Source organism: Saccharomonospora xinjiangensis XJ-54 (genome assembly GCF_000258175.1).
Lineage (GTDB): Bacteria > Actinomycetota > Actinomycetes > Mycobacteriales > Pseudonocardiaceae > Saccharomonospora > Saccharomonospora xinjiangensis.
Genome location: NZ_JH636049.1, coordinates 2,942,002 through 2,960,288 on the forward strand (window position 1 = coordinate 2,942,002; position 18,287 = coordinate 2,960,288).

The window sequence follows — 18,287 nt, forward strand, 5'->3', positions numbered from 1 at the left end:
CCGCCAGGTCGCGGTGCCGGGGTCCGGCCCCAGCTGGATGAGCCCAACGGCTGCGAGGTTCGCCGCCTTCTCGCTGTCCGGGTCCCATTCTCTCGCCGCGGTGAACACGATCCTGCCGCTGTGCCGCGACGGCGCGGCGGAAACCTAGGCGCGCAGCGCGCGTTCGACCTGGGTCTCGCTCAACGGTTCGGTGCTGACGTAGTACAGCACCGAACCAGGCGGCAGCGTCGTGGTCCCAGCAGGATTGACGTGCAGCGTCTCGTCCGTTCGCGCGGCGAGCAGGGTGGCGTTGTGGTGAGCGCCGAGCGCCGAACGGCAACGTTCCACCGATACCTCACCTGCCGAGGCAGGCACGATCACCGAGTACGTGTTCGCCCCGCCGTGGGTCATCAGCTCGGCGTAGACCTCGCTGATGCCGGGCGACTGGAGTTCCTCGGTGATCATGCGTGGGGTGTGCCACTGCACCGGCCGGATGTTCGCGCTCACATAGCCCAGCAGTGAGGAACGCTCCAGGTCGCGCAGCGTGACCACGACATGGGCGTTCGTGATCACATGATCGACGGCCAGCGCGACGGCGAGCGACTGATTGTCGTCACCGACGTCCACCAGCACGGCGGCCGCGCGGTGAACACCCGCTCTGCGCAGCACGGCGGCGTCGGTGAGATCGCCGCGCACGAACGTCACCGGCTCGCCGGGCATCGGGTGGCTGCCGACGTCGTCGAAGGCACACAACACCAGCTCACCATGCCGTCCGCCGCTGTCGGCGAGGAGTTCGGCGACGATGCGTTCGGTGCGGCCGGGGGCGTATCCGAGCAGGACGGTGTGGCCGGACACGTCCACGGTGATCGACCCCTGCATCCGCTGTCCCCTCGCCTTCTCCAGCATCGAAGCCAGTTTCGTGAACACCGTCGTGAGCGCCGCGATACCGCCGACGATGACGTAGCCGCCCACGATGTGCCCCATCGGGGTCTCGGGGTAGAAGTCGCCGTAGCCGACGGTCGCGGCGGTCACCATGAAGTACCACCAGTAGTTGGCTGGCTGAACCAGCTCACTGCCCTCGGGTTCGGCCAGTGTCATCAGCGGCCAGCTGGTGAGGAAGACGAACGCGATCACAACGACCGGGGTGGCCCATGAGGTCAGTGACGCGAACCGTTTGAGTAGCCGCGACAGGAAGAACGGCATGGCTTCCTCCTGCGGCGACGGGTACTGGCTGTCTGGTTTCTACCAGTTCCGGCCCCCAGCCTGCCACAGGCACAGTCCGGCCTCATCCGCGAGCCGCGGGCTCACGACACTTGTTCCGCCGCCTCGGCGAACACCTTCTCGTCCTCCCTGCCGAAGGCGTCCTCCAGTTGTTCGGGGGAGTGGTCGAGGTCGATCTCGGCGATGTTCGCTCCGCGTGCCGATTCGATGGCGCCGAGGCGGCGCTGCGCCCTGTCAGCCGCGTACTGGATGAACTCGTTGTTGTCGATACCGAACGGCGGCGTCTCGAACTGCTCGTTCACCCACTGGATCATGCCGAGGGCGTGCGGGAGCAACTCGCCCATGCGCTGCTGCACGACCTCCCACAGCGAATCGTCGGCCGCGACGTGCCGCCTGCACGTGAACGTGCCCCACGCCATGTGCCTGCGCTCGTCGTCGGAGATCCGCCGGACGAGTTCCTGCATGCCGGGGAGGATTCCCCGCCCCGTGCAGACCTTCTGCCAGGCGTAGTAACCGGTGAGCGCGAGCGAACCTTCGATGACGTGGTTGTAGGTGACGCTCGCGCGAACCTGGTTGCGCGGGCTCGGGTCCTCGGCCAGCACGCCGAGCGAGGCAGGCAGCTCCTCGTAGAACAGCGTGCGGTAGTGGGGATTCTCCGCCACGAAGGGATGCAGGTCCTCGGTGAGCCCCACCGCGTCCATCCACCGCCGGAACACCTCGGTGTGTTTGGCCTCCTCGAAGCAGAACTGCGTGAGGTACATCTCGTCACCGAGCCTGCCCTCGGTGGCCATGGCTTTCATGAACGGCTGGATGTCCTCGGTGACGGCCTCCTCTCCCGCGACGAACTGTGCGCACAGGTATGTGGCGGAACGGCGCTCGTCGTCGGTCAGCGCATCCCAGTCGGCCGCGTCGGCGCTGAAGTCGATGTCGGCGGGGTTCCAGAACTTGCGGTTGCCCTTCACGAACAGCCGCAGCGGGAAGGAGTTCCAGTTGAGCCCGCCCCTGCGCAGCGAATGAAAGCCGTCACGGTGCTCGGCCGTGCTCGCGGTCATGGTGTTCTTCCCTTCGGTCACGTCGCTTCTTCGGCGACTGGCTTCGTGGGCGACTTGATGGGTGACTCGATGAGCGCTCCGACGACGGCGCACACGCGGTCGGCGGCCTCGGTGGCCGAGCCGGTGGGCAGGACGAGGTGGCTGAGGGCGAGCCGCACCATGGTCTCCGCGACGAACCGGGGATCGGCGAGATCGGGAAGCTGTTCCCGCAGGTACGACTCGGCGAGGTCGGTGGCGGCTCCCAGCACCGGCTGCCCTCGCGTGGTGAGCAGGGGCAGCAGGTCCTCGGCAGGTTGCGCCCCCGTGATGGCGGCGACGAGCGGGTTCCGCCCCGCGTGCTCGATGGTGTGCCTGGTCGCGGCGTGGACACCGGCGAGCACGCCGTCGGCGTCGTCGAGACAGCGCCGGATGCCGTCGGTGAACTCGGCGAACGTGTGCAGTGCGACCGCCTGGACGAGCGCGGACTTGTTGCCGAATTCGTTGTAGACCGTCTGCCTGCTCACACCGACCGCCGAGGCGACGTCGGCCATGCGAAGCCCGGCGTAGCCGCTGTGGGTCAGGATTCCGGCGGCGGCGTCGAGCAATTGCTCGCGCAGCGAGGCTCTGGCTCGTTCCACGTAACTCGTGACGTGCGACACACGGTGAGTTTGACATATCAGCCCGACATGTCAATGAGCTGGACGAGTCAATTCTCGATGTCAAGCAGTTACCGTGAGCCTGTGGGTACCTGCGTGGGATTCGACCTCGACATGACGCTCATCGATCCGAGGCCGGGCATGGCCGAGGCCATGAACGCGCTGGCCGTCGAGTCGGGGCTGCCGTTCGACGGCGAGCACTTCGCCGCGCACCTCGGACCGCCGCTCGACCACGTCCTGCGTGGCTTCGGGGCGCCGGAAGCACGCATCCCCGCGCTCGTCGCCCGGTTCCGTCAGATCTACCCCGAGATCGTGATCCCCCGCACCGTGGCGCTACCGGGAGCGGCGGCGGCTCTCGACCTCGTGCGCGAAACCGGTGGCCGCTCACTGGTCGTCACGGGCAAGTACGCGCGCAACGCCGCGCTGCACATGCGCGCCCTCGACTGGACGGTGGACTCCCTCGTGGGCGAACTCTGGTCCGTCGGGAAGGCCGCGGCGCTGACCGCGCACGGGGCCGACGTCTTCGTGGGTGATCACGTGGGGGACATCGCGGGCGCACTGGCCGCGGGTGCCGTCGCCGTCGGTGTGACGACGGGCCCCTGTGACAGGGCGGAGCTACTGGCCGCGGGCGCGCACGTCGTACTCGACTCGCTGACGGAGTTCCCCGCGTGGCTCGGCGAGTACGGCGAAAGGCGAGGGACTGCTCAGCCGCGACGGTGTTCGCGGACCAGCGAGATGAAGCCCAGGGCGAGGCCGAGCGGGGTGATCACTCCGGCTCCGGCCGACAACCACACCGGCAGCTCCGAGTAGCCCGCGGCGAACAGGACGAACACCGCGACCACGGCGAGCATGCCGACACTGAACAGTCCGATGCCGATCCGCATTAGCCAGGGCTTTCGCGTTGTGGCCGAATTCGTGTCGTGGACAGCGGTTCCCATGCCCGACATCTTAAGCGGGAGCAATCGCCCTCGCCGTAGCGTGTGTGGCGAGATAGGCTAGGTGGGTGCGCGTCCTGGGTACGCCTGGGGCGCGTTCGTCATGCGGGGCCGCGCGAACAGCGTGGTCTGTTGCAGGAGAGCGAAGGAACGGTGAGGGGCAGTGCCGACCGGCAAGGTCAAGTGGTACGACGCGGACAAGGGGTTCGGCTTCGTCACGCAGGACGGAGGCAAGGACGTCTATGTTCGTAAGTCCGCGCTACCGCAGGGCGTCGAGGCACTGAAAGCAGGCCAGCGGCTGGAGTTCGGTGTCGCCGACGGAAGGCGAGGACCCCAGGCCCTTTCCGTCCGGCTGCTCGACCCGCCGCCCTCCGTCGTCGAGGCGAGGCGGCGTCCCGCGGAGGAGCTCCACGGCCTCATCGAGGACATGATCAAGCTGCTGGAGATGAAGGTCCAGCCGGATCTGCGCAGGGGCCGCTACCCCGATCGCAAGAACACCAAGCGCATCGCCGAGGTGATGCGGGCCGTGGCGCGCGACCTCGACCCGTAATCGGCCAGGGTCGAGCGGAGGCGGGCACGTGCTGCCCGCCTTTTTTGTGCAGTCAAAGAAGAGTCCTGGAGTCGTGTATCACAAAACAGGTATCCGTGAATCCTGTTCACGATAGCGTGACGCCGTGCAGCTCAACCGGTCCACCGACATCGCTCTCCGGGTGTTGATGTACGTCGCGGCCAAGGACGGCCGTCGCACGATCGACGAGCTCGCCGACGCCCTCGCCGTTCCCCGCCATCACCTGGCCAAGGTGGTGCAGCGACTGCAAAGACTGGGTCTGCTCGCCACGGTCAGAGGGCGGGGTGGCGGTGTGGAGCTGGCTCCGACGGCACTGCGGACCGGTGTGGGGTCCATCGTGCGCAAGCTGGAGCCGGCCGACGAGGTCGTGCAGTGCGACGAGCCGCCGTGCCCGCTACGAGGTCAGTGCAAGCTCAGGGCCGCCTTCCGCAGGGCTCACGAGGCGTTCTTGCGCAGCCTCGACGAGATGTCGCTCGCGGATCTCGTCAACGAGGGCAACGGGCCGGTGCTGCTCACCATCGGATGGAGTCCCGGGGAACCCGGGGCGCGCTGAGACGGAGGAACCCCCATGTTGTCGGCAGATTCGGACAGAGTCATCCGGGCGACATTGCCGGTGGTACGTGACCACGGCCCACAGATCACGTCCCGCTTCTACACCGACATGTTCGCGGCGCACCCGGAACTTCTCGACCTGTTCAACCTCGCCAACCAGGCGAACGGCGACCAGCAGCGTGCTCTCGCCGCGGCCGTGGTGGCGTTCGCCGAGCACCTCGTGGGGGAGCGGGAGGTGGACTTCGCGCCCATCGCGGAGCGCATCGCGCACAAGCACGTCTCGCTCGGGGTGCAGCCGGGGCAGTACACGATCGTCGGCCGTCACCTGCTCGGCGCTGTCGGTGCGGTGCTCGGCGACGCCGTGACCGAGGAGGTGCGCAGGGCATGGGACGAGGTGTACTGGCTGTGCGCGTGCGAGCTGATCGCGGCGGAGGCGCGCCTCTACCAGCGCGCGGAGGTGGAGCCCGCGTCGCCGTGGCGGTCGTGGCGGGTCGCGAAGCGGGTCGAGGAAGCCGAGGACGTGGTCTCGTTCACGCTCGTTCCCGACGACGGCGGCCCCGTGCCCGACTTCCAGCCGGGCCAGTACGTCTCCGTCGCGGTGACCCTGCCGGACGGGCGGAGGCAGCCACGGCAGTACTCGCTGTCCCAGGGGCCGGGCCGGGGCTCGCTGCGGATCACCGTCCGCAGGGTTCGCGGCGTTGACGGCGCCCCGGATGGGCTGGTCTCCAACTTCCTCGTCGATCAGGTCGAGGCGGACGACACGCTCTTGGTGGGGCCGGTCGCGGGCGACGTGGTGCTCGACCCGAGCGACGATCCCATCGTGCTGATCAGTGCGGGCATCGGGATCACCCCGATGGCGGGCATGCTCGACCACATCGGACGGACCCAGCCGTTCCGTGAGGTCGTCGCCGCACACGCCGACCGTTCGCCCGAGCGGCACGCGCTGCTCGCCGACGTCGCACACGCGGGAGCGCAGTTGCGTTCGTTCCGCCAGCTGGTCTGGTACGAGGACGGCGCGACGGGTGAGGCACGTCCCGGCAGGATCGACGTCGAGCAGCTGCCGCTTCCCGAGAACGCGCTGGTGTATCTGTGCGGACCGATGCCGTTCATGGCGCAGGTGCGGGCGGGGCTTCGCAAGCGCGGGGTGCCAGCCGAGCGGATCTTCACCGAGGTCTTCGGCACGGGGATGCTGTCCGACGACGCGACGGCCTGACCTCCGGTCTCACCCGGTCTGCCCGCGCACCGAAAGGCGTGGGCAGACCGGGTCACAGGAAGTTCAGACAGGCTCGATCTGGAGCGACCAGACGCCCCTGACCACAAGCTGCGGCTCGCCGCGTTCATCGACGATCGGCTTGTCGGAATCGTCAACGGCGTAGGCGGCGCCGAGCTGCTGCACCTCGACGACGAGCGGCTGGTGTCCCGGCGACTCCGGCACCACCGTGTACGCGTGCCGGGTGCCGTCGGTGAACACCTCCTGCCGCATGGGCAGCAGTGTGCCGTCGGGCGCGGCGGACTGCACGATCACCAGCCACGGCGTCTCGGCGATCTCGGCGGGCAGCGAGATCTGCACAGGCCGACCGGGTCGCGCGTCGAGGCTGACGGGCTCGCCGTCGGTGTCGCAGTCCTTCAGAAGGGCGTCGCAGTAGCTCAGCGGCGGCGCCGTGACGCTGTCGCCGTCGGTGTAGAACGTCACTTCGGGCGGCTGTGGAGCGGAACAGCCGGTCGCCACGGCCGCCGCGCCCGCGGCCACCAGCGCCACTACTGAACGTCGCATGACAGCGAGACTACGAGCCGCTTCGCTGCGGCTCGGGGCCGGGTCGGGCCGCGCGCCTCCTCAGCGAGGGCAACAGAGACGAGCCGCCTCGCACCAGCCACGTCTGGGCGAGCCCCAGCGCGAGCAGCGCGGATACCACGAGGAACCCGATCCAGTACGTGGGCGGCAGCAGCAGCCCGACAGCGCCGCCGGACACCCACGCGAGCTGCAACACGGTTTCGGATCGGCCGAACGCCGACGCGCGTGACTCCTCGGGCATGTCCTGCTGGATCACGGCGTCGAGGCTGTTCTTCGCCAGCGCGCTCGCCGTGGAGCCGACGAGGCCGACCAGCGCGGCGGTGGCGATGCCGGAGAGCAGAGCGGCGATGATCGTGGCGGTCAGCGCGCTCGCCAGGCACACCAGGACAACCTGGTCGGACTTGCCGAAGTGCATGCGGGAGCCGAGCGCGTTGCCGAGGAAGCCACCGAGCCCCGCGGCGGCGCCGATGACACCGAGCAGCAGCAACTGCACGAACGCGCTCTGCCCGCTGCCCTCGGTCTCGGCCTTCACCGCGAACGCGGCGAACATCATGAGGAACCCGGTGAGCACGCGAATGGAGCCGTTGCCCCACAACGCCACAACCACGTGCCGCGCCATCGGCTGCCGGGTCCTCTTCTCCTTGGCCGCCTTGTCCGCGCCACGCGTGGGCAGGTTGCCGGTCAGCGCGGCGGGAACCTCACCCTCGGTGACCTCGACCCACGACGGGATGCGCATGGCCTGCACGGCGCCTGCCACGCAGATGAGCGCGGTGAACCACAGGGCACCAGCCGATCCGAAGGCCCAGTTCAAGCCGCTGGCCACCGCACCGAACGCGCCACCTGCCGCGAGTCCGAACACGGCGAGCCGCGCGTTGGTCTTCGACAGCGTGATCTCGGGAGGGAGCACTCTCGGCGTGACTGCGGCCTTGAGCACCATGAACGACTTCGACAGCACCATCTTGCCGAGCGCGGCCGGGTAGAGCGCCCAGGTGTCGAAGTTCAACGCCATGATCACGCACATCAGCGCCTGACCTGCCGACGCGATGGCCATGGCGAGTCTTCGTCCGCGCTGGATACGGTCGAGCGCTGGGCCGATCACCGGGGCCACCAGGGCGAACGGTGCGATGGTGATCAGCAGGTACAGCGCCACCTTGCCCCGGCTCTCGCCGCTGCTCGCCGCGAAGAACAGCGTGTTGGCCAGCGCCACGGCCATTGCCGCGTCACTCGCGTAGTTCAACATCACCGCGTAGGTGAGCGAGGTCAGCCCCGACTTGTCGGCTCCGTCGGCGGCGGCGGCCCTGCGGAAAGCGGCGACAGCCTGCCCGGACAGTTCCCGGCTCCGCAGCGCCGCCACTCGCGTGACGGTGAGCTTCTTCGGCATCCGGGGGACGCTCTGCGGTGCCTCGAAGCCGTGCCGGGTCGTGGCAGTGTCTTCCCTGTCTTGTCTTTCCCGGTGGTTCTCGCTGCTCCTGCCGATGCTGTCGAACGACTCGCGTGGCTGGCCGGGGGCGTAGCCGCCGGTGTCGTAGTGCTCGTAGGGCGGTTCGGCGCGCTGTGACCGCCATGGCGGCGGCGTGGCACGCGCAGAGTAAGGGCGCGCACCGCGAGCGGGAGGCGGTACCGGCTGTGTCGGCACCGCACCCGTCGGCGCCTCATCGGCGGTCGGGACGGCGCCACCCGGTGGATACGCCCTGGTCGCGGGTGGTGGCTGAGAGCGCCGACCGCGCGCGGGATCGTGCGCGGTCCGGCTCGCCCGCTCGTCGGGCGTCCACTTCCGCCTACCCCTACGACCGGAACGCATGGACCAATCCTGCCGTACTCGACGCGCTCCCGTGCGGGTCATCGACCCCGCGGGACGAACCTCACCACGAACATCTTCGGCCACAGCTTTCCCGTGACGAGGAATCGGTCCGTCCCCGGCAGCGCCGCGATGCCGTTGAGTACGTCGGCTCCGGCGGCCTCCTCAGGAGTGAGCAGCCCCGAGGCGTCGATGCTCGCCGTCACGATCCCGGTCGCGGCCTCGATGCGGAGGATGCGGTCGCTGTGCCAGATGTTGGCGTACACGGTGTCGCCGACACACTCCAGCTCGTTGAGGTCACTGACCGGCCTTCCGCCTTCGGTGACCGCCACGGTGCCGAGCACGGAGAAGCCCTGGGGATCGCGGAACGTGAGAACATCGGTGCCATCGCTCATCACCAGCTGGTCGGCCCGCTCCTGGTAGCACAACCCCCAGCCCTCGCCGTCGTAGCGAACCCTGCGGCGTTCCGCGAGCGTGTCGCTGTCGCGTTCGACGGCGACACCGTCTTGCCAGGTGAGCTGCCAGACGCGGGAGCCGACCACCGTGATGCCCTCGCCGAACAGCGGCTCGGGCAGCTCGGCGGTGAGCGTGGGCTCGCCGCCGAGCTGCCCCTTGCGGAGCGTGGACTCGCCCACGAGACCCGTGCCCTCGTACAGCGTGTTGCCCACGACCTCGAGCCCCTGGGTGAACGCCTCGGGGTCGTGAGGCAGCACCTCGACGACCTCAACGGTCCACTCCTCCGGCGCGACGGCTCCGTCCGACGCCGGATCAGGTCCACGATCCGGCCCTCCCGCGCACGCGACCACGACGGTCGCCGCCGTGAGCATGGTGAGCGCGGTCGCGCACACTCTGGTCACCCTGCTGGTCACTGGACGCACGGGCACCACCCTGGCACGAACCCACCGCTTCGGCGTAATGCCTCGGTGCTGCACAATTGGAACCATGACGCTGCTGCTCACGCTCGACGACGGCACGATCCGCAGGAAGCTGCTCGATGCGGTCGAGCCGGCGCGCGAGGCAGCGGTGCAGGACGCGGGCGAGGGCAATGTCGGCGACTACGTCGGCTCCGTCAACGAGGACGCCTTCGCGGTCACCCACCTCTTCGACTCCGCATTGCCCGGCTACCGGGGGTGGCGCTGGTCGGTGACCGTGGCCACCGCCGACGAGGACGCCCCCGTGACGATCAGCGAGGTCGTGCTCACCCCTGGACCGGACGCGATCGTGGCGCCGAGGTGGGTTCCGTGGGCACGGCGAGTACGCCCGGGCGATCTCGGTGTCGGCGACATCTTCCCCACCCAGCCGGACGACGCGAGGCTCGCTCCCGCCTACGCGACACTCGACGACCCCGAAGCCGAGGAGGCTGGGCGCGAGATCGGTCTCGGCCGCGTCAGGGTGATGTCGCGGATCGGGAGGGAGGAGGCCGCCACCCGCTGGCACCGCAGTGAGTACGGGCCACGGTCGGACATGGCTCGCAGCGCTCCCGGTGCGTGCGGGACCTGCGGGTTCTACCTTCAGCTCGCGGGGTCGCTGCGGGCGGCGTTCGGGGTGTGCGGCAACGAGATCTCGCCTGCCGACGGCCACGTGGTGCACGCCGAGTTCGGCTGCGGAGCGCATTCCGAGGTGGAGGTCGAGACGAGTTCGTCGGTGCCCGTCGCCGAGCTGGTGTACGACGACTCGCTGCTCGACACCGAGCCGGTGGGCGATGCCCCGGCCGACGGCGACGAGGACACCGCCGACGGTGATACCGACGATGCCGATGCCGAGGAAGGCGCTGGCAGCGCCGGTGGCGAGGCGGGTGCTGACACCGAGGCGGGTGCTGGCACCAGTGCCGACGCCGGTGCTCACGCCGGCACCGAAAGCGGCGAGGCGTCGAGTCCGGAGCCAGAGCGGGACGAACCGCACGCCGAGACCGACCCCAACGCCTGAGTGGCGGAGTCGCCGGACGACCTGCCGTCCATCGAACAGCTCAGGCAGGCGGTGCTGCGGTCCTGGCGTGATTCGCCGACGCGATTCACCGAGGACACCAACGCCGAACGCGACCTGAGGGTCGGCGCCTACCGCGATCGTGTGTTCGTCGAACTCGCGCAGAACGCGGCCGACGCCGCAGCCCTCGCGGGGGAGCCAGGCAGGCTGCGCGTGCGCGTTGCCGACGGTGAGCTCCGGGTGGCCAACACGGGAGCGCCGCTCGACCGCCGGGGGATCGCAGCACTCGCGTCCCTGCGGGCGTCCGGCAAACCCGCCGATGCCGAGGAGACGGTGGGCAGGTTCGGCGTCGGGTTCGCCGCCGTCCTCGCGGTCACGAGCGAACCGCGCGTCGTCTCCCGCACGGGGGGTGTCGCGTTCTCCGAGGCACGTACCCGCGAGGTGTGGGCCTCCGACGAGGTTCCCGTCCTCCGGCTGCCGTGGGAGCTGCGGGCCGACGAGCCGCCGCTGCCGGACGGCTTCGACACCGAGGTCCGCCTTCCCCTTCGCGGCGATGTGGGTGAGCCGCTGAGGCGGATCGAGGACGAGGTCGCGGACGTGCTGCTGATGCTGCCGTGGCTCGCCGAGATCGACGTCGATGGTCGTCGCTGGGTGCGGCGGACCGAAGGAGACCACGTTGTGCTGTCCGCCCCCGACGGAGGGCGGACCCGCTGGCTGACGCACCGGGGACCCGGCTGCGTCTGGGCGGTGCCGATCGCCGACGACGGCAGACCCCTTCCTCTGGACGAGGACGTGCTGCACGCTCCGACTCCCACGGACGAGAGACTGTCCCTGCCAGCCAGGTTGCTCGCGACGGCGGTGCCGATGGAACCGTCGCGGCGCAGGGTGAGCGCGTCCGCGGACGCGCCCGGTGTGACGAGCGCGTTGAGGGCGGCGGCCGGGTCCTATCCCGGCCTCGTGCGGTCGCTGCCTGCGCGGCACCGGCTCGCGTTGGTGCCCGAATGGCGTTTCCCGCTCTCCGATGTGGACGGTGTGCTGCGCGAGTTCGTGGTCGAACGGCTGACCGGCGACGACTGGCTGCCTTCGGCGCGCTCCGGCCTGCTTCCGGGCCGCCGGGCTCGCGTGCTCGACCTCCACGCCCCGCGACTGGTGAAGCTGGTCGCCGACGTGATCCCGGGACTCGTCGCGGCACCCCTGTGCGGGCGTGACGCCGCGCGCACGGCCTCCGTCGCCGGTGCGCGTGCCCTGACGGCGGCCGAACTGGTGGACGCGCTCGGCGGCGTTGAGCGCGCACCGGCGTGGTGGCGCGCGCTCTACGACGAGCTGCTCGCCGCCGTGGACCGCGCCGAGGTGGAACTCGACGAACTCGCGGCGCTGCCAGTGCCGCTCGCGGACGGGCGCACAGTCACGGGCGCGCGAGGCGTGCTGCTTGCCGAGGACACGGCTGGCGGTGTCGATTCCCTCGGCATCCCCGGCCTGCACATCGTTCACTCCCAGGCCGGGCATCCGCTGCTGGAACGGCTCGGCGCTGCGAAGGCAGGGCCTTCCGAACTGCTGCGGGCCCCCGCTGTGGTCGAGGCAATAGCACGCAGCGTTGATGACACGCTGGCCGGGCTCGACGGCACGCCGCTCGCGGACGCTGTGCTGACGTGGGTCTCGACGGCGGGTGCGGCGCCGGGACTCGGCGCGCTGGCGCTGCCCGCGCGGAGCGGAGTGCGACGGGCCGACGAGCTGCTTCTTCCCGACGCCGCCATCCTCGACGTGCTGCACCCCGACGCCGTCGGGGACGACGCGCCGCTGGACGTGCTGGCCGACGAGGTCGCCGCCAGGTGGGACCGCGAAACCCTGCTGTCCTGCGGTGTGCGTGACACGTTCACCATCGAACGGGTCGGCGGCAGCGAGACCACCGACGACGAGCCGCCCGTGCCCGACCTCGACCTCGTTGACGACCACGCGTGGCCGCGTGCGGTGCGGCTGCTGGCGTCGGAACCGGAGACCTGGCGCGTGCTGACGGCGCCGGACGGGCGCCTCCGTACGTGGCTTTCGGCTCACGCCCTGCTGGCAGGCCGCGCGCCGAGACAGTGGCGCCTGCCTTCGGCGACCGAGCTGTCAGGTCTCTTCGACCCCGCGCCCGACGTGGGACTCTCCGACGAACTTCTCGTGCTCACGGGAGTGCGCACCGAACTCGCCGTGGACCCCGAAACCGCCGCGGAGGACGCACGGCTGCTGTGTGATCGGCTCGGCGACCCTGAGCGGACGGTACCGACCGGACTCGTGCTGCGGGCCCACAGCATGCTGGCCGCACTCTCGCCCGACGACGTGGAACCGCCCGAGCGGGTGCGTACGCTCGCCGGAACGGTGAGTGAGGTCACCGACGACGGCGGTGATGAGGTCGTGGTGCTCGACGCGCCGTGGTTGCTCGCGATGTGGCCACCGGAACGGATCGTGGCCTCGGCCGATTTCGCCGACGCCGAAGCACTCGCCGACGTCTTCGATCTTCCGCTGGCGAGCGACGAGATCACCGAGATCGACGCTGCCGTGGAAGAGGACGGCGAGGCGGGCTTCGCCGCGTGGTCGGAGCTACCCGCCGTCGTGGAAGTGGCCGGTCTGCTGGGCATCGGTGTTCCCGACGGCGGTGTCGTGATCCACGAGGAGCTGACCGTCGGCGGCACCCCGGTTCCTTGGTGGCGCGATGAGCAGGCGGTGCTGCACGCGGCCGATTCGCCGTCCGGACTCGCGCGGGCGTTCGCGTGGGCGGCGGGCCGGTGGCCGGATCGGGTTCTGCTGGAACGGCTGCTCGACGATCCGGACCCACGCACCGTGCTGGGGTGACGTGTGGTCCAGGTGAAGTCACGTCTCGTGAGTGTGTTAAAGGTTTCGTTGGGCAAAACGCGACCCTCTGCGGGACGCGGCGCGCTGCCACACCATGATTGCCATGCCAACGAGGCCGAGCCCGCCGCCCGCGAGAGTCGTCCACAGCCACACGCCGTGGACACCGGCGACCAGCAGCACAACGAAGGCGACCAGCCAGAGTGCAGTGCCGACGGTCACGGGAATCCAGAGGCTGACCACTGATGTCGGCAGTTCAGGTGTAGGACGAAGCCGTCCTGCGTTCTCCCGTGGGTCTTTCGGTTCGTCCACGTGGGACAGGCTACCGCTGCCGCAAACGACGCGAGGCAGGTGAGCGATGTCAGATGTGACCGCGCAGGAGCAGCGGTCGCCGCTCGACCGGTTCTTCCGGATCAGCGAGCGAGGTTCCACCATCGGACGGGAAGTTCGAGGTGGTTTGGTCACGTTCGTGACGATGGGCTACATCATCGTCCTGAACCCGCTCATCCTCGGCAGCTACTCGGCCGACGATCCCGGCGCGGCCAAGGATGTGACAGGCGCCATCCTGCCTGTCGATCAGGTGACCGCCGTCACGGCGCTCGTGGCCGGTGTGATGACCATCCTGATGGGAATCGTCGCGAACTATCCGTTCGCCATCGCAGCGGGTCTTGGGATCAACACCCTCGTCGCGGTGTCCATCGCTCCTCAGATGACGTGGCCGTCGGCCATGGGCCTCGTCGTCGTCAACGGCATCGTTGTGCTCCTGCTGGTGGTCACCGGGGTGCGGACCATGGTGTTCAACGCCGTGCCACACCAGCTCAAGGCGAGTATCGCCGTGGGGATCGGCCTGTTCATCGCGCTGGTCGGTCTCGTTGACGCGGGATTCGTGCGACGCATTCCCGACGTCGCGGGCACCACCGTTCCGGTGCAGCTCGGGATCGACGGGTCGATCGCGTCGTGGCCCACGTTCGTGTTCGTGGTGACGCTCATCCTCATGGGCATCCTTGTGGCGCGGGGCGTCAAGGGTGCGTTCCTGATCGGCGTTCTCGCCGGCACGGCGCTGTCCATCGCCATCGAGGCGATCGTCAACGCGGGACCGTCGCTCGGTGTGAACCCTAAGGGCTGGAACCTCGGCTACCCCGCGCTGCCCGATGCGATCTTCGATCTTCCTGACCTCTCGCTCGTGGGCGCGTTCGACTTCAACGCCTGGGTGCAGGTGCCCGCGATCACCGCGGCGCTGCTGGTGTTCACACTCGTGCTCACCGACTTCTTCGACACGATCGGCACGATGACCGGCCTCGGCCACGAGGCGAGGTTGGTTGACAAGGACGGGAAGCTGCCGAACGTCGGCAAGGGTCTGTTCGTCGATTCCGTCGGCGCCATCGCGGGAGGCGCTGCCTCGTCCAGCTCCAACACGGTGTTCGTGGAATCGGCGTCCGGGATCGGGGAGGGCGCCCGTACCGGTCTGGCGAACGTCGTCACCGGCCTGCTGTTCATCGCGGCCATGTTCTTCACGCCGCTGTACCAGGCGGTGCCGATCGAGGCCGCGGCGGCGGCGCTCGTGGTCGTGGGCGCGATGATGGTGCGGCAGATCGCCGAGGTGGATTTCCGGGACTTCTCCGTCGCGCTGCCCGCCTTCCTCACGATCGTGGTCATGCCGTTCACATTCTCGATCTCCAACGGCATCGGCGCTGGGTTCATCAGCTACGTGGTGCTCCAGACGGTCACGGGCAAGGTCCGCCAGGTGCACCCGCTCATGTGGATCACCTCGGCGGCGTTCGTTGTGTACTTCGCCATCGAGCCGATCCAGCAACTGCTCGGCTGACGGAGCAACCCCTCCTACGCCGTGTCCGCACTTCCTGCACCCGTGTCCGCACTTCTCGTACGAGTGTCTGCACTTTCTGTACATGGGTCCGCGCCCCGATAGTGCGGGCACGCGTGCGCAGAGCGGGTTACGCGCACAAATCGCAAACACTCGTTCACAAGGTGCGGACACGAGTGCACAAGGTGCGGACACGGGTGCACAAGGTGCAAACATTCGTTCACAAGGTGCGGACACGGCGTGGTGGCTACTCGGTGTCGAGGGCGGTGTCGAGATCGGCGTCGAGTAGGTCCCGCAGGGCCACGGCGCCGTCCTGGGTCAGGCGCACGGCGCGGCCCGTTCCGATGCGCTTCACCCAATGGCGGGTGAGCAGCGACCGGCACAGGTGTGCGCCTGCCGCTCCGGCGAGGTGGGTGCGGCGTTCGGTCCAGTCAAGGCACGCCTTCGCTGCGGGTCTTCCGGTGCGGTGCAGGTCGGCGCGCGGGACACCGAGTACGTCGCCGAACCAGGTCGCGCCGTCCTCGGTGAGCGAACAGCCGAGGGACACCTCGATCAGGCCGCGTCCGATCATGGCGTCGGTGATCGCGACGCCGAGCGCGCCCGCGAGGTGGTCGTAGCACGTACGCCCTCGCGTGAGGGCCGCCGACGCGGTGACGGCGCGGAGTCCCTGCGGCCTGCGGCGCGACGCTGCGGTGAGATCCGCGTGCGCCACGAGGCCCTCGATCAGGCCGGCCACCTGGTCTCCCGCGAGTTGCACGTAACGGTGCCTGCCCTGCCTGCGCTCGACGAGGATGCCGCCCGCGACGAGTTTGGTGAGGTGTTCGCTCGCCGTCGCAGGTGAGACCCCGGCATCGATGGCGAGTTCCCTGGCTGTCCATGCCCTGCCATCGAGCAGCACCATGCAGAAGCGGGCGCGGGTGCGGTCGGCGAGCAATGCCGCCACGGCGGCGAGGTCGGTGTGGGAACCCATGGAACCCGGAGAACCCGGAGAACCCGGAGAAACCATCGCGCCTGGAGAACCCGTCGAGCCGATCGAACTCACCGAATCCACCGTGCCCCTCGAATCCGCCGTGCCCCTCGGAGCCGGAGAATCCGTCGAACCCGCCGAATCCATCGCCGTCGAATCCACCGAACTCATGATGCGATTCTGCCGCTGGAACACTTCGGCACCCACCGAACCGTTTCCCACCTAGCGTCGTCACACATGCAGATCGTCAACGAACCGGAAGCCGTCTCCCGCTTGCTGAACGACCGCCGTTACGTCGTCCCTGCTGTGCGCGGCTGCGACGAGATCGGCCTGGAGTGGTTGCGTGGTGAGGTGGCCCGCTTCAGCTCGGGGATTCGGCACCGCAGAAGGCGGGCAGCGGTGAGCCTGATCTTGCGCGGCCTCGATCCAGCCGCGTTGCGGGAAGGCGCCCGGCTGGCCGACGGCGCACAGGAGACGCTGGCTGTTCGCGTCGTGGCCTCCGCGTTGGGGTTGGCGGTGGACCCGGACGACGTCGCCGTCGTCGCCCGGCACTACCAGCCGCACACACCGGTGTCCGAGGACGCCGACGCCGCCGTCCAGCGGCTGGTGCTGGCGTGTGGTGGTCGGGGTGACGAGCGAACGGTGGCGTTGATCGGGGTGCTCGTGCAGGCGTGCGAGGCGACGGCCGTGCTGATCGGCCGGTGCCGTGATGCGGTGCGCGACGGTGCACGAGGGGCCGCCGAGGACGTCGTGGCCGAGGTTCTGCGATCGGACCCGCCGGTGCGCACGACTCGGCGAGTGAGCAGGGACGGCACGACGCTGCTGCTGGACCTCGCCTCGGCCGATCTTCCCTTCGGTGCGGGTGCGCACAGTTGTCCGGGGAGGGAACACGCGGTCGCCATCGCGGCGGGGGCCGTCGAGCGGGCGCGGGAGGCACGGTGAGCGGCGAATTCCACGCGCTCCATCACGGTGGAAACCCGTTGCTGTTGCCCAACGTGTGGGACGTCGGAACGGCGGAGGCGCTGGTCGAGGCCGGATTCAGGGCTGTGGCCACCACGAGCTTCGGTATCGCGTCCTCGGTCGGAGTTCCCGACGGGGTAGGCAGGACGCGCGATCACGTTGTGGCGTTCGTGCGCCGCCTCGCCCCGCTGCCGTGCCTGCTGACGGTGGACGTGGAGGGCGGTTTCAGCGACGACCCCGGTGAGGTGGCGGACCTGGCGGTCTCGCTGGCCGACCTCGGCGTGGTGGGAATCAACCTGGAGGACGGCGCGGGTCCCGGCAGGCTCGTGGACGCGGGCTTGCACGCGGCGAAGGTGGCCGAGGTGAGGGCTCGGGTGCCCCGGCTGTTCGTCAACGCGAGGGTGGACACGTACTGGGTGGACGCCGAGCGGACGATCAGCGCGACGCTGGCGCGAGCGGAACGCTACCGGGATGCGGGTGCCGACGGGATCTTCGTGCCCGGCCGGTTGACGGCCCCCGAGATCGCCGACCTCGTGAACGGGATCGGGGTGCCGCTCAACGTGCTCTGGTACCCGGGCTCTCACGGGGTGGCCGAACTGGCAGCACTCGGCGTGAAGCGGATCAGCACGGGCTCCCAGCTCTACCGCGCAGCCCGGCGAGCGGCGGTGGATCTCGCGCGCGAGCTGGCCGACGGGTTCCTCAGCGGGTGACATCGCTCGCGGTGCGTCGCGGGCCACCTGCGATCATGGCGGCCGTCTCGTCGAGCCAAGGGCAGGGAAGGCTAATCGTGAGGTATGCTAAGGATGTGTCGGAAACTGCTGACGAACGATCGCTGGCGAGCCGCCTGAGGCTCGCCGTCGTTCGGCTGAACCGCAGGTTGCGGGCGCAGCGAGCCAGTGCCGACCTGTCGCTGACCCAGATCTCGGCTTTGTCAACTCTGCACAAGTGCGGCTCGATGACGCCGGGACAGCTGGCAGCCAAGGAAGGCGTGCAACCGCCGTCGATGACGCGGGTCATCGCCGCGCTCGAAGAGCTGTCCTACGTCGAGCGGAGCCCGCATCCCACCGACGGGAGGCAGGCGATCGTCGCGCTGACGGAGCCGGGGCGGGACTACGTGCTCGCGACGATCTCGCGCCGTGAGGCATGGCTCGATCTGCGATTGGCCGAGCTGAGCGACGAGGAGCGCCACGTGCTCTCCGAGGCAGCGGAAATCATCGAGCGCATGGCGGCTCACGGCTGAACGACCGCGGACCG

At 69.4% G+C, this 18,287-nt stretch carries 19 protein-coding genes; 10 read left to right on the forward strand and 9 right to left on the reverse strand.

Annotation, left to right across the window (positions count from 1 at the left end; translation table 11 throughout):
- Positions 1–144 precede the first annotated feature (144 nt).
- The 3 genes from SACXIDRAFT_RS13200 to SACXIDRAFT_RS13210 form a co-directional block, all read right to left on the reverse strand.
- Positions 145–1,182, reverse strand: coding sequence for an ion channel (locus SACXIDRAFT_RS13200; RefSeq protein ID WP_006239064.1), 1,038 nt, complete (start codon positions 1,180–1,182; stop codon positions 145–147).
- A 101-nt stretch (positions 1,183–1,283) separates the two neighbouring features.
- The gene (locus SACXIDRAFT_RS13205; RefSeq protein ID WP_006239065.1) at positions 1,284–2,252 is read right to left on the reverse strand and encodes a R2-like ligand-binding oxidase; all 969 of its coding nucleotides are present in this window, start codon (positions 2,250–2,252) and stop codon (positions 1,284–1,286) included.
- Positions 2,253–2,269: 17 nt separating this feature from the next.
- Positions 2,270–2,890: a TetR/AcrR family transcriptional regulator gene (locus SACXIDRAFT_RS13210; protein WP_006239066.1), complete on the reverse strand. Its 621-nt coding sequence runs from the start codon at positions 2,888–2,890 to the stop codon at positions 2,270–2,272.
- A gap of 81 nt (positions 2,891–2,971) precedes the next feature.
- On the opposite strand from SACXIDRAFT_RS13210, the gene SACXIDRAFT_RS13215 reads away from it, so the two are divergent.
- A complete protein-coding gene (locus SACXIDRAFT_RS13215; RefSeq protein ID WP_083840115.1) occupies positions 2,972–3,697 on the forward strand; it encodes an HAD family hydrolase in 726 nt (241 codons plus the stop codon).
- On the opposite strand, the gene SACXIDRAFT_RS23585 is transcribed toward SACXIDRAFT_RS13215, so the two are convergent.
- Positions 3,592–3,825: a hypothetical protein gene (locus tag SACXIDRAFT_RS23585; protein ID WP_232285300.1), complete on the reverse strand. Its 234-nt coding sequence runs from the start codon at positions 3,823–3,825 to the stop codon at positions 3,592–3,594. The genes SACXIDRAFT_RS13215 and SACXIDRAFT_RS23585 overlap by 106 nt on opposite strands.
- Positions 3,826–3,985: 160 nt before the next feature.
- Between SACXIDRAFT_RS23585 and SACXIDRAFT_RS13220 the strand changes: the two genes are divergently transcribed.
- The 3 genes from SACXIDRAFT_RS13220 (at position 3,986) to SACXIDRAFT_RS13230 (ending at position 6,155) form a co-directional block, all read left to right on the forward strand.
- Positions 3,986–4,372, forward strand: coding sequence for a cold-shock protein (locus SACXIDRAFT_RS13220; RefSeq protein WP_006239069.1), 387 nt, complete (start codon positions 3,986–3,988; stop codon positions 4,370–4,372).
- A 124-nt stretch (positions 4,373–4,496) separates the two neighbouring features.
- A complete protein-coding gene (locus tag SACXIDRAFT_RS13225) occupies positions 4,497–4,943 on the forward strand; it encodes an RrF2 family transcriptional regulator (RefSeq protein WP_006239070.1) in 447 nt (148 codons plus the stop codon).
- 15 nt (positions 4,944–4,958) lie between these two features.
- Positions 4,959–6,155 (forward strand): globin domain-containing protein, encoded by a 1,197-nt coding sequence (locus tag SACXIDRAFT_RS13230; protein ID WP_006239071.1) that lies wholly within the window; start codon positions 4,959–4,961, stop codon positions 6,153–6,155.
- A gap of 63 nt (positions 6,156–6,218) precedes the next feature.
- On the opposite strand, the gene SACXIDRAFT_RS13235 is transcribed toward SACXIDRAFT_RS13230, so the two are convergent.
- Genes SACXIDRAFT_RS13235 through SACXIDRAFT_RS13245 form a run of 3 tightly spaced genes read right to left on the reverse strand, consistent with a single transcriptional unit; the run spans position 6,219 to position 9,359 of the window.
- Entirely contained in the window at positions 6,219–6,716 is a 498-nt protein-coding gene (locus SACXIDRAFT_RS13235) for a DUF2771 family protein (protein ID WP_006239072.1), read from the reverse strand.
- Positions 6,717–6,726: 10 nt separating this feature from the next.
- Positions 6,727–8,535: an MFS transporter gene (locus tag SACXIDRAFT_RS13240; protein WP_006239073.1), complete on the reverse strand. Its 1,809-nt coding sequence runs from the start codon at positions 8,533–8,535 to the stop codon at positions 6,727–6,729.
- A 38-nt stretch (positions 8,536–8,573) separates the two neighbouring features.
- Positions 8,574–9,359 carry a glutaminyl-peptide cyclotransferase gene (locus tag SACXIDRAFT_RS13245; protein ID WP_040922641.1) on the reverse strand — a complete coding sequence of 262 codons (786 nt, stop codon included), beginning with the start codon at positions 9,357–9,359 and terminating at the stop codon, positions 8,574–8,576.
- Between the two features lie 115 nt (positions 9,360–9,474).
- Here SACXIDRAFT_RS13245 and SACXIDRAFT_RS13250 point away from each other — a divergent pair, with 115 nt between their 5' ends.
- Complete coding sequence (locus tag SACXIDRAFT_RS13250) at positions 9,475–10,458, forward strand: DUF3027 domain-containing protein (protein WP_006239075.1); 984 nt, start codon at positions 9,475–9,477, stop codon at positions 10,456–10,458.
- The gene (locus SACXIDRAFT_RS13255) at positions 10,459–13,287 is read left to right on the forward strand and encodes a sacsin N-terminal ATP-binding-like domain-containing protein (protein WP_006239076.1); all 2,829 of its coding nucleotides are present in this window, start codon (positions 10,459–10,461) and stop codon (positions 13,285–13,287) included.
- Positions 13,288–13,323: 36 nt separating this feature from the next.
- Here the strand turns inward: SACXIDRAFT_RS13255 and SACXIDRAFT_RS23825 are convergent, their stop codons facing one another.
- Entirely contained in the window at positions 13,324–13,719 is a 396-nt protein-coding gene (locus SACXIDRAFT_RS23825; RefSeq protein WP_345702384.1) for a DUF2530 domain-containing protein, read from the reverse strand.
- On the opposite strand from SACXIDRAFT_RS23825, the gene SACXIDRAFT_RS13265 reads away from it, so the two are divergent.
- Entirely contained in the window at positions 13,643–15,109 is a 1,467-nt protein-coding gene (locus SACXIDRAFT_RS13265) for an NCS2 family permease (RefSeq protein ID WP_006239078.1), read from the forward strand. The genes SACXIDRAFT_RS23825 and SACXIDRAFT_RS13265 overlap by 77 nt on opposite strands.
- Before the next feature lie 244 nt (positions 15,110–15,353).
- On the opposite strand, the gene SACXIDRAFT_RS13270 is transcribed toward SACXIDRAFT_RS13265, so the two are convergent.
- On the reverse strand, positions 15,354–16,076 hold the full coding sequence (locus SACXIDRAFT_RS13270) for an ArsR/SmtB family transcription factor (RefSeq protein ID WP_006239079.1): 723 nt from the start codon (positions 16,074–16,076) through the stop codon (positions 15,354–15,356).
- 234 nt (positions 16,077–16,310) lie between these two features.
- Between SACXIDRAFT_RS13270 and SACXIDRAFT_RS13280 the strand changes: the two genes are divergently transcribed.
- The 3 genes from SACXIDRAFT_RS13280 (at position 16,311) to SACXIDRAFT_RS13290 (ending at position 18,273) form a co-directional block, all read left to right on the forward strand.
- Complete coding sequence (locus SACXIDRAFT_RS13280; protein WP_006239080.1) at positions 16,311–17,015, forward strand: cytochrome P450 family protein; 705 nt, start codon at positions 16,311–16,313, stop codon at positions 17,013–17,015.
- A complete protein-coding gene (locus SACXIDRAFT_RS13285; RefSeq protein WP_006239081.1) occupies positions 17,012–17,743 on the forward strand; it encodes an isocitrate lyase/PEP mutase family protein in 732 nt (243 codons plus the stop codon). The genes SACXIDRAFT_RS13280 and SACXIDRAFT_RS13285 overlap by 4 nt, the downstream gene beginning before the upstream one ends.
- A gap of 95 nt (positions 17,744–17,838) precedes the next feature.
- A complete protein-coding gene (locus SACXIDRAFT_RS13290) occupies positions 17,839–18,273 on the forward strand; it encodes a MarR family winged helix-turn-helix transcriptional regulator (protein WP_040922168.1) in 435 nt (144 codons plus the stop codon).
- Positions 18,274–18,287: the final 14 nt, after the last annotated feature.

Excerpts from the sequence above, each read along its gene's own strand:
- SACXIDRAFT_RS13200 (WP_006239064.1), bottom strand. The coding sequence starts at position 1,182 with ATGCCGTTCTTCCTGTCGCGGCTACTCAAACGGTTCGCGTCACTGACC.
- SACXIDRAFT_RS13205 (WP_006239065.1), bottom strand. The coding sequence starts at position 2,252 with ATGACCGCGAGCACGGCCGAGCACCGTGACGGCTTTCATTCGCTGCGC.
- SACXIDRAFT_RS23585 (WP_232285300.1), bottom strand. The coding sequence starts at position 3,825 with ATGGGAACCGCTGTCCACGACACGAATTCGGCCACAACGCGAAAGCCC.
- SACXIDRAFT_RS13230 (WP_006239071.1), top strand. The coding sequence starts at position 4,959 with ATGTTGTCGGCAGATTCGGACAGAGTCATCCGGGCGACATTGCCGGTG.
- SACXIDRAFT_RS13235 (WP_006239072.1), bottom strand. The coding sequence starts at position 6,716 with ATGCGACGTTCAGTAGTGGCGCTGGTGGCCGCGGGCGCGGCGGCCGTG.
- SACXIDRAFT_RS13240 (WP_006239073.1), bottom strand. The coding sequence starts at position 8,535 with ATGCGTTCCGGTCGTAGGGGTAGGCGGAAGTGGACGCCCGACGAGCGG.
- SACXIDRAFT_RS13245 (WP_040922641.1), bottom strand. The coding sequence starts at position 9,359 with ATGCTCACGGCGGCGACCGTCGTGGTCGCGTGCGCGGGAGGGCCGGAT.
- SACXIDRAFT_RS13250 (WP_006239075.1), top strand. The coding sequence starts at position 9,475 with ATGACGCTGCTGCTCACGCTCGACGACGGCACGATCCGCAGGAAGCTG.
- SACXIDRAFT_RS13265 (WP_006239078.1), top strand. The coding sequence starts at position 13,643 with ATGTCAGATGTGACCGCGCAGGAGCAGCGGTCGCCGCTCGACCGGTTC.
- SACXIDRAFT_RS23825 (WP_345702384.1), bottom strand. The coding sequence starts at position 13,719 with ATGGTGGAACCTCGCTCGCTGATCCGGAAGAACCGGTCGAGCGGCGAC.
- SACXIDRAFT_RS13270 (WP_006239079.1), bottom strand. The coding sequence starts at position 16,076 with ATGGGTTCCCACACCGACCTCGCCGCCGTGGCGGCATTGCTCGCCGAC.
- SACXIDRAFT_RS13280 (WP_006239080.1), top strand. The coding sequence starts at position 16,311 with ATGCAGATCGTCAACGAACCGGAAGCCGTCTCCCGCTTGCTGAACGAC.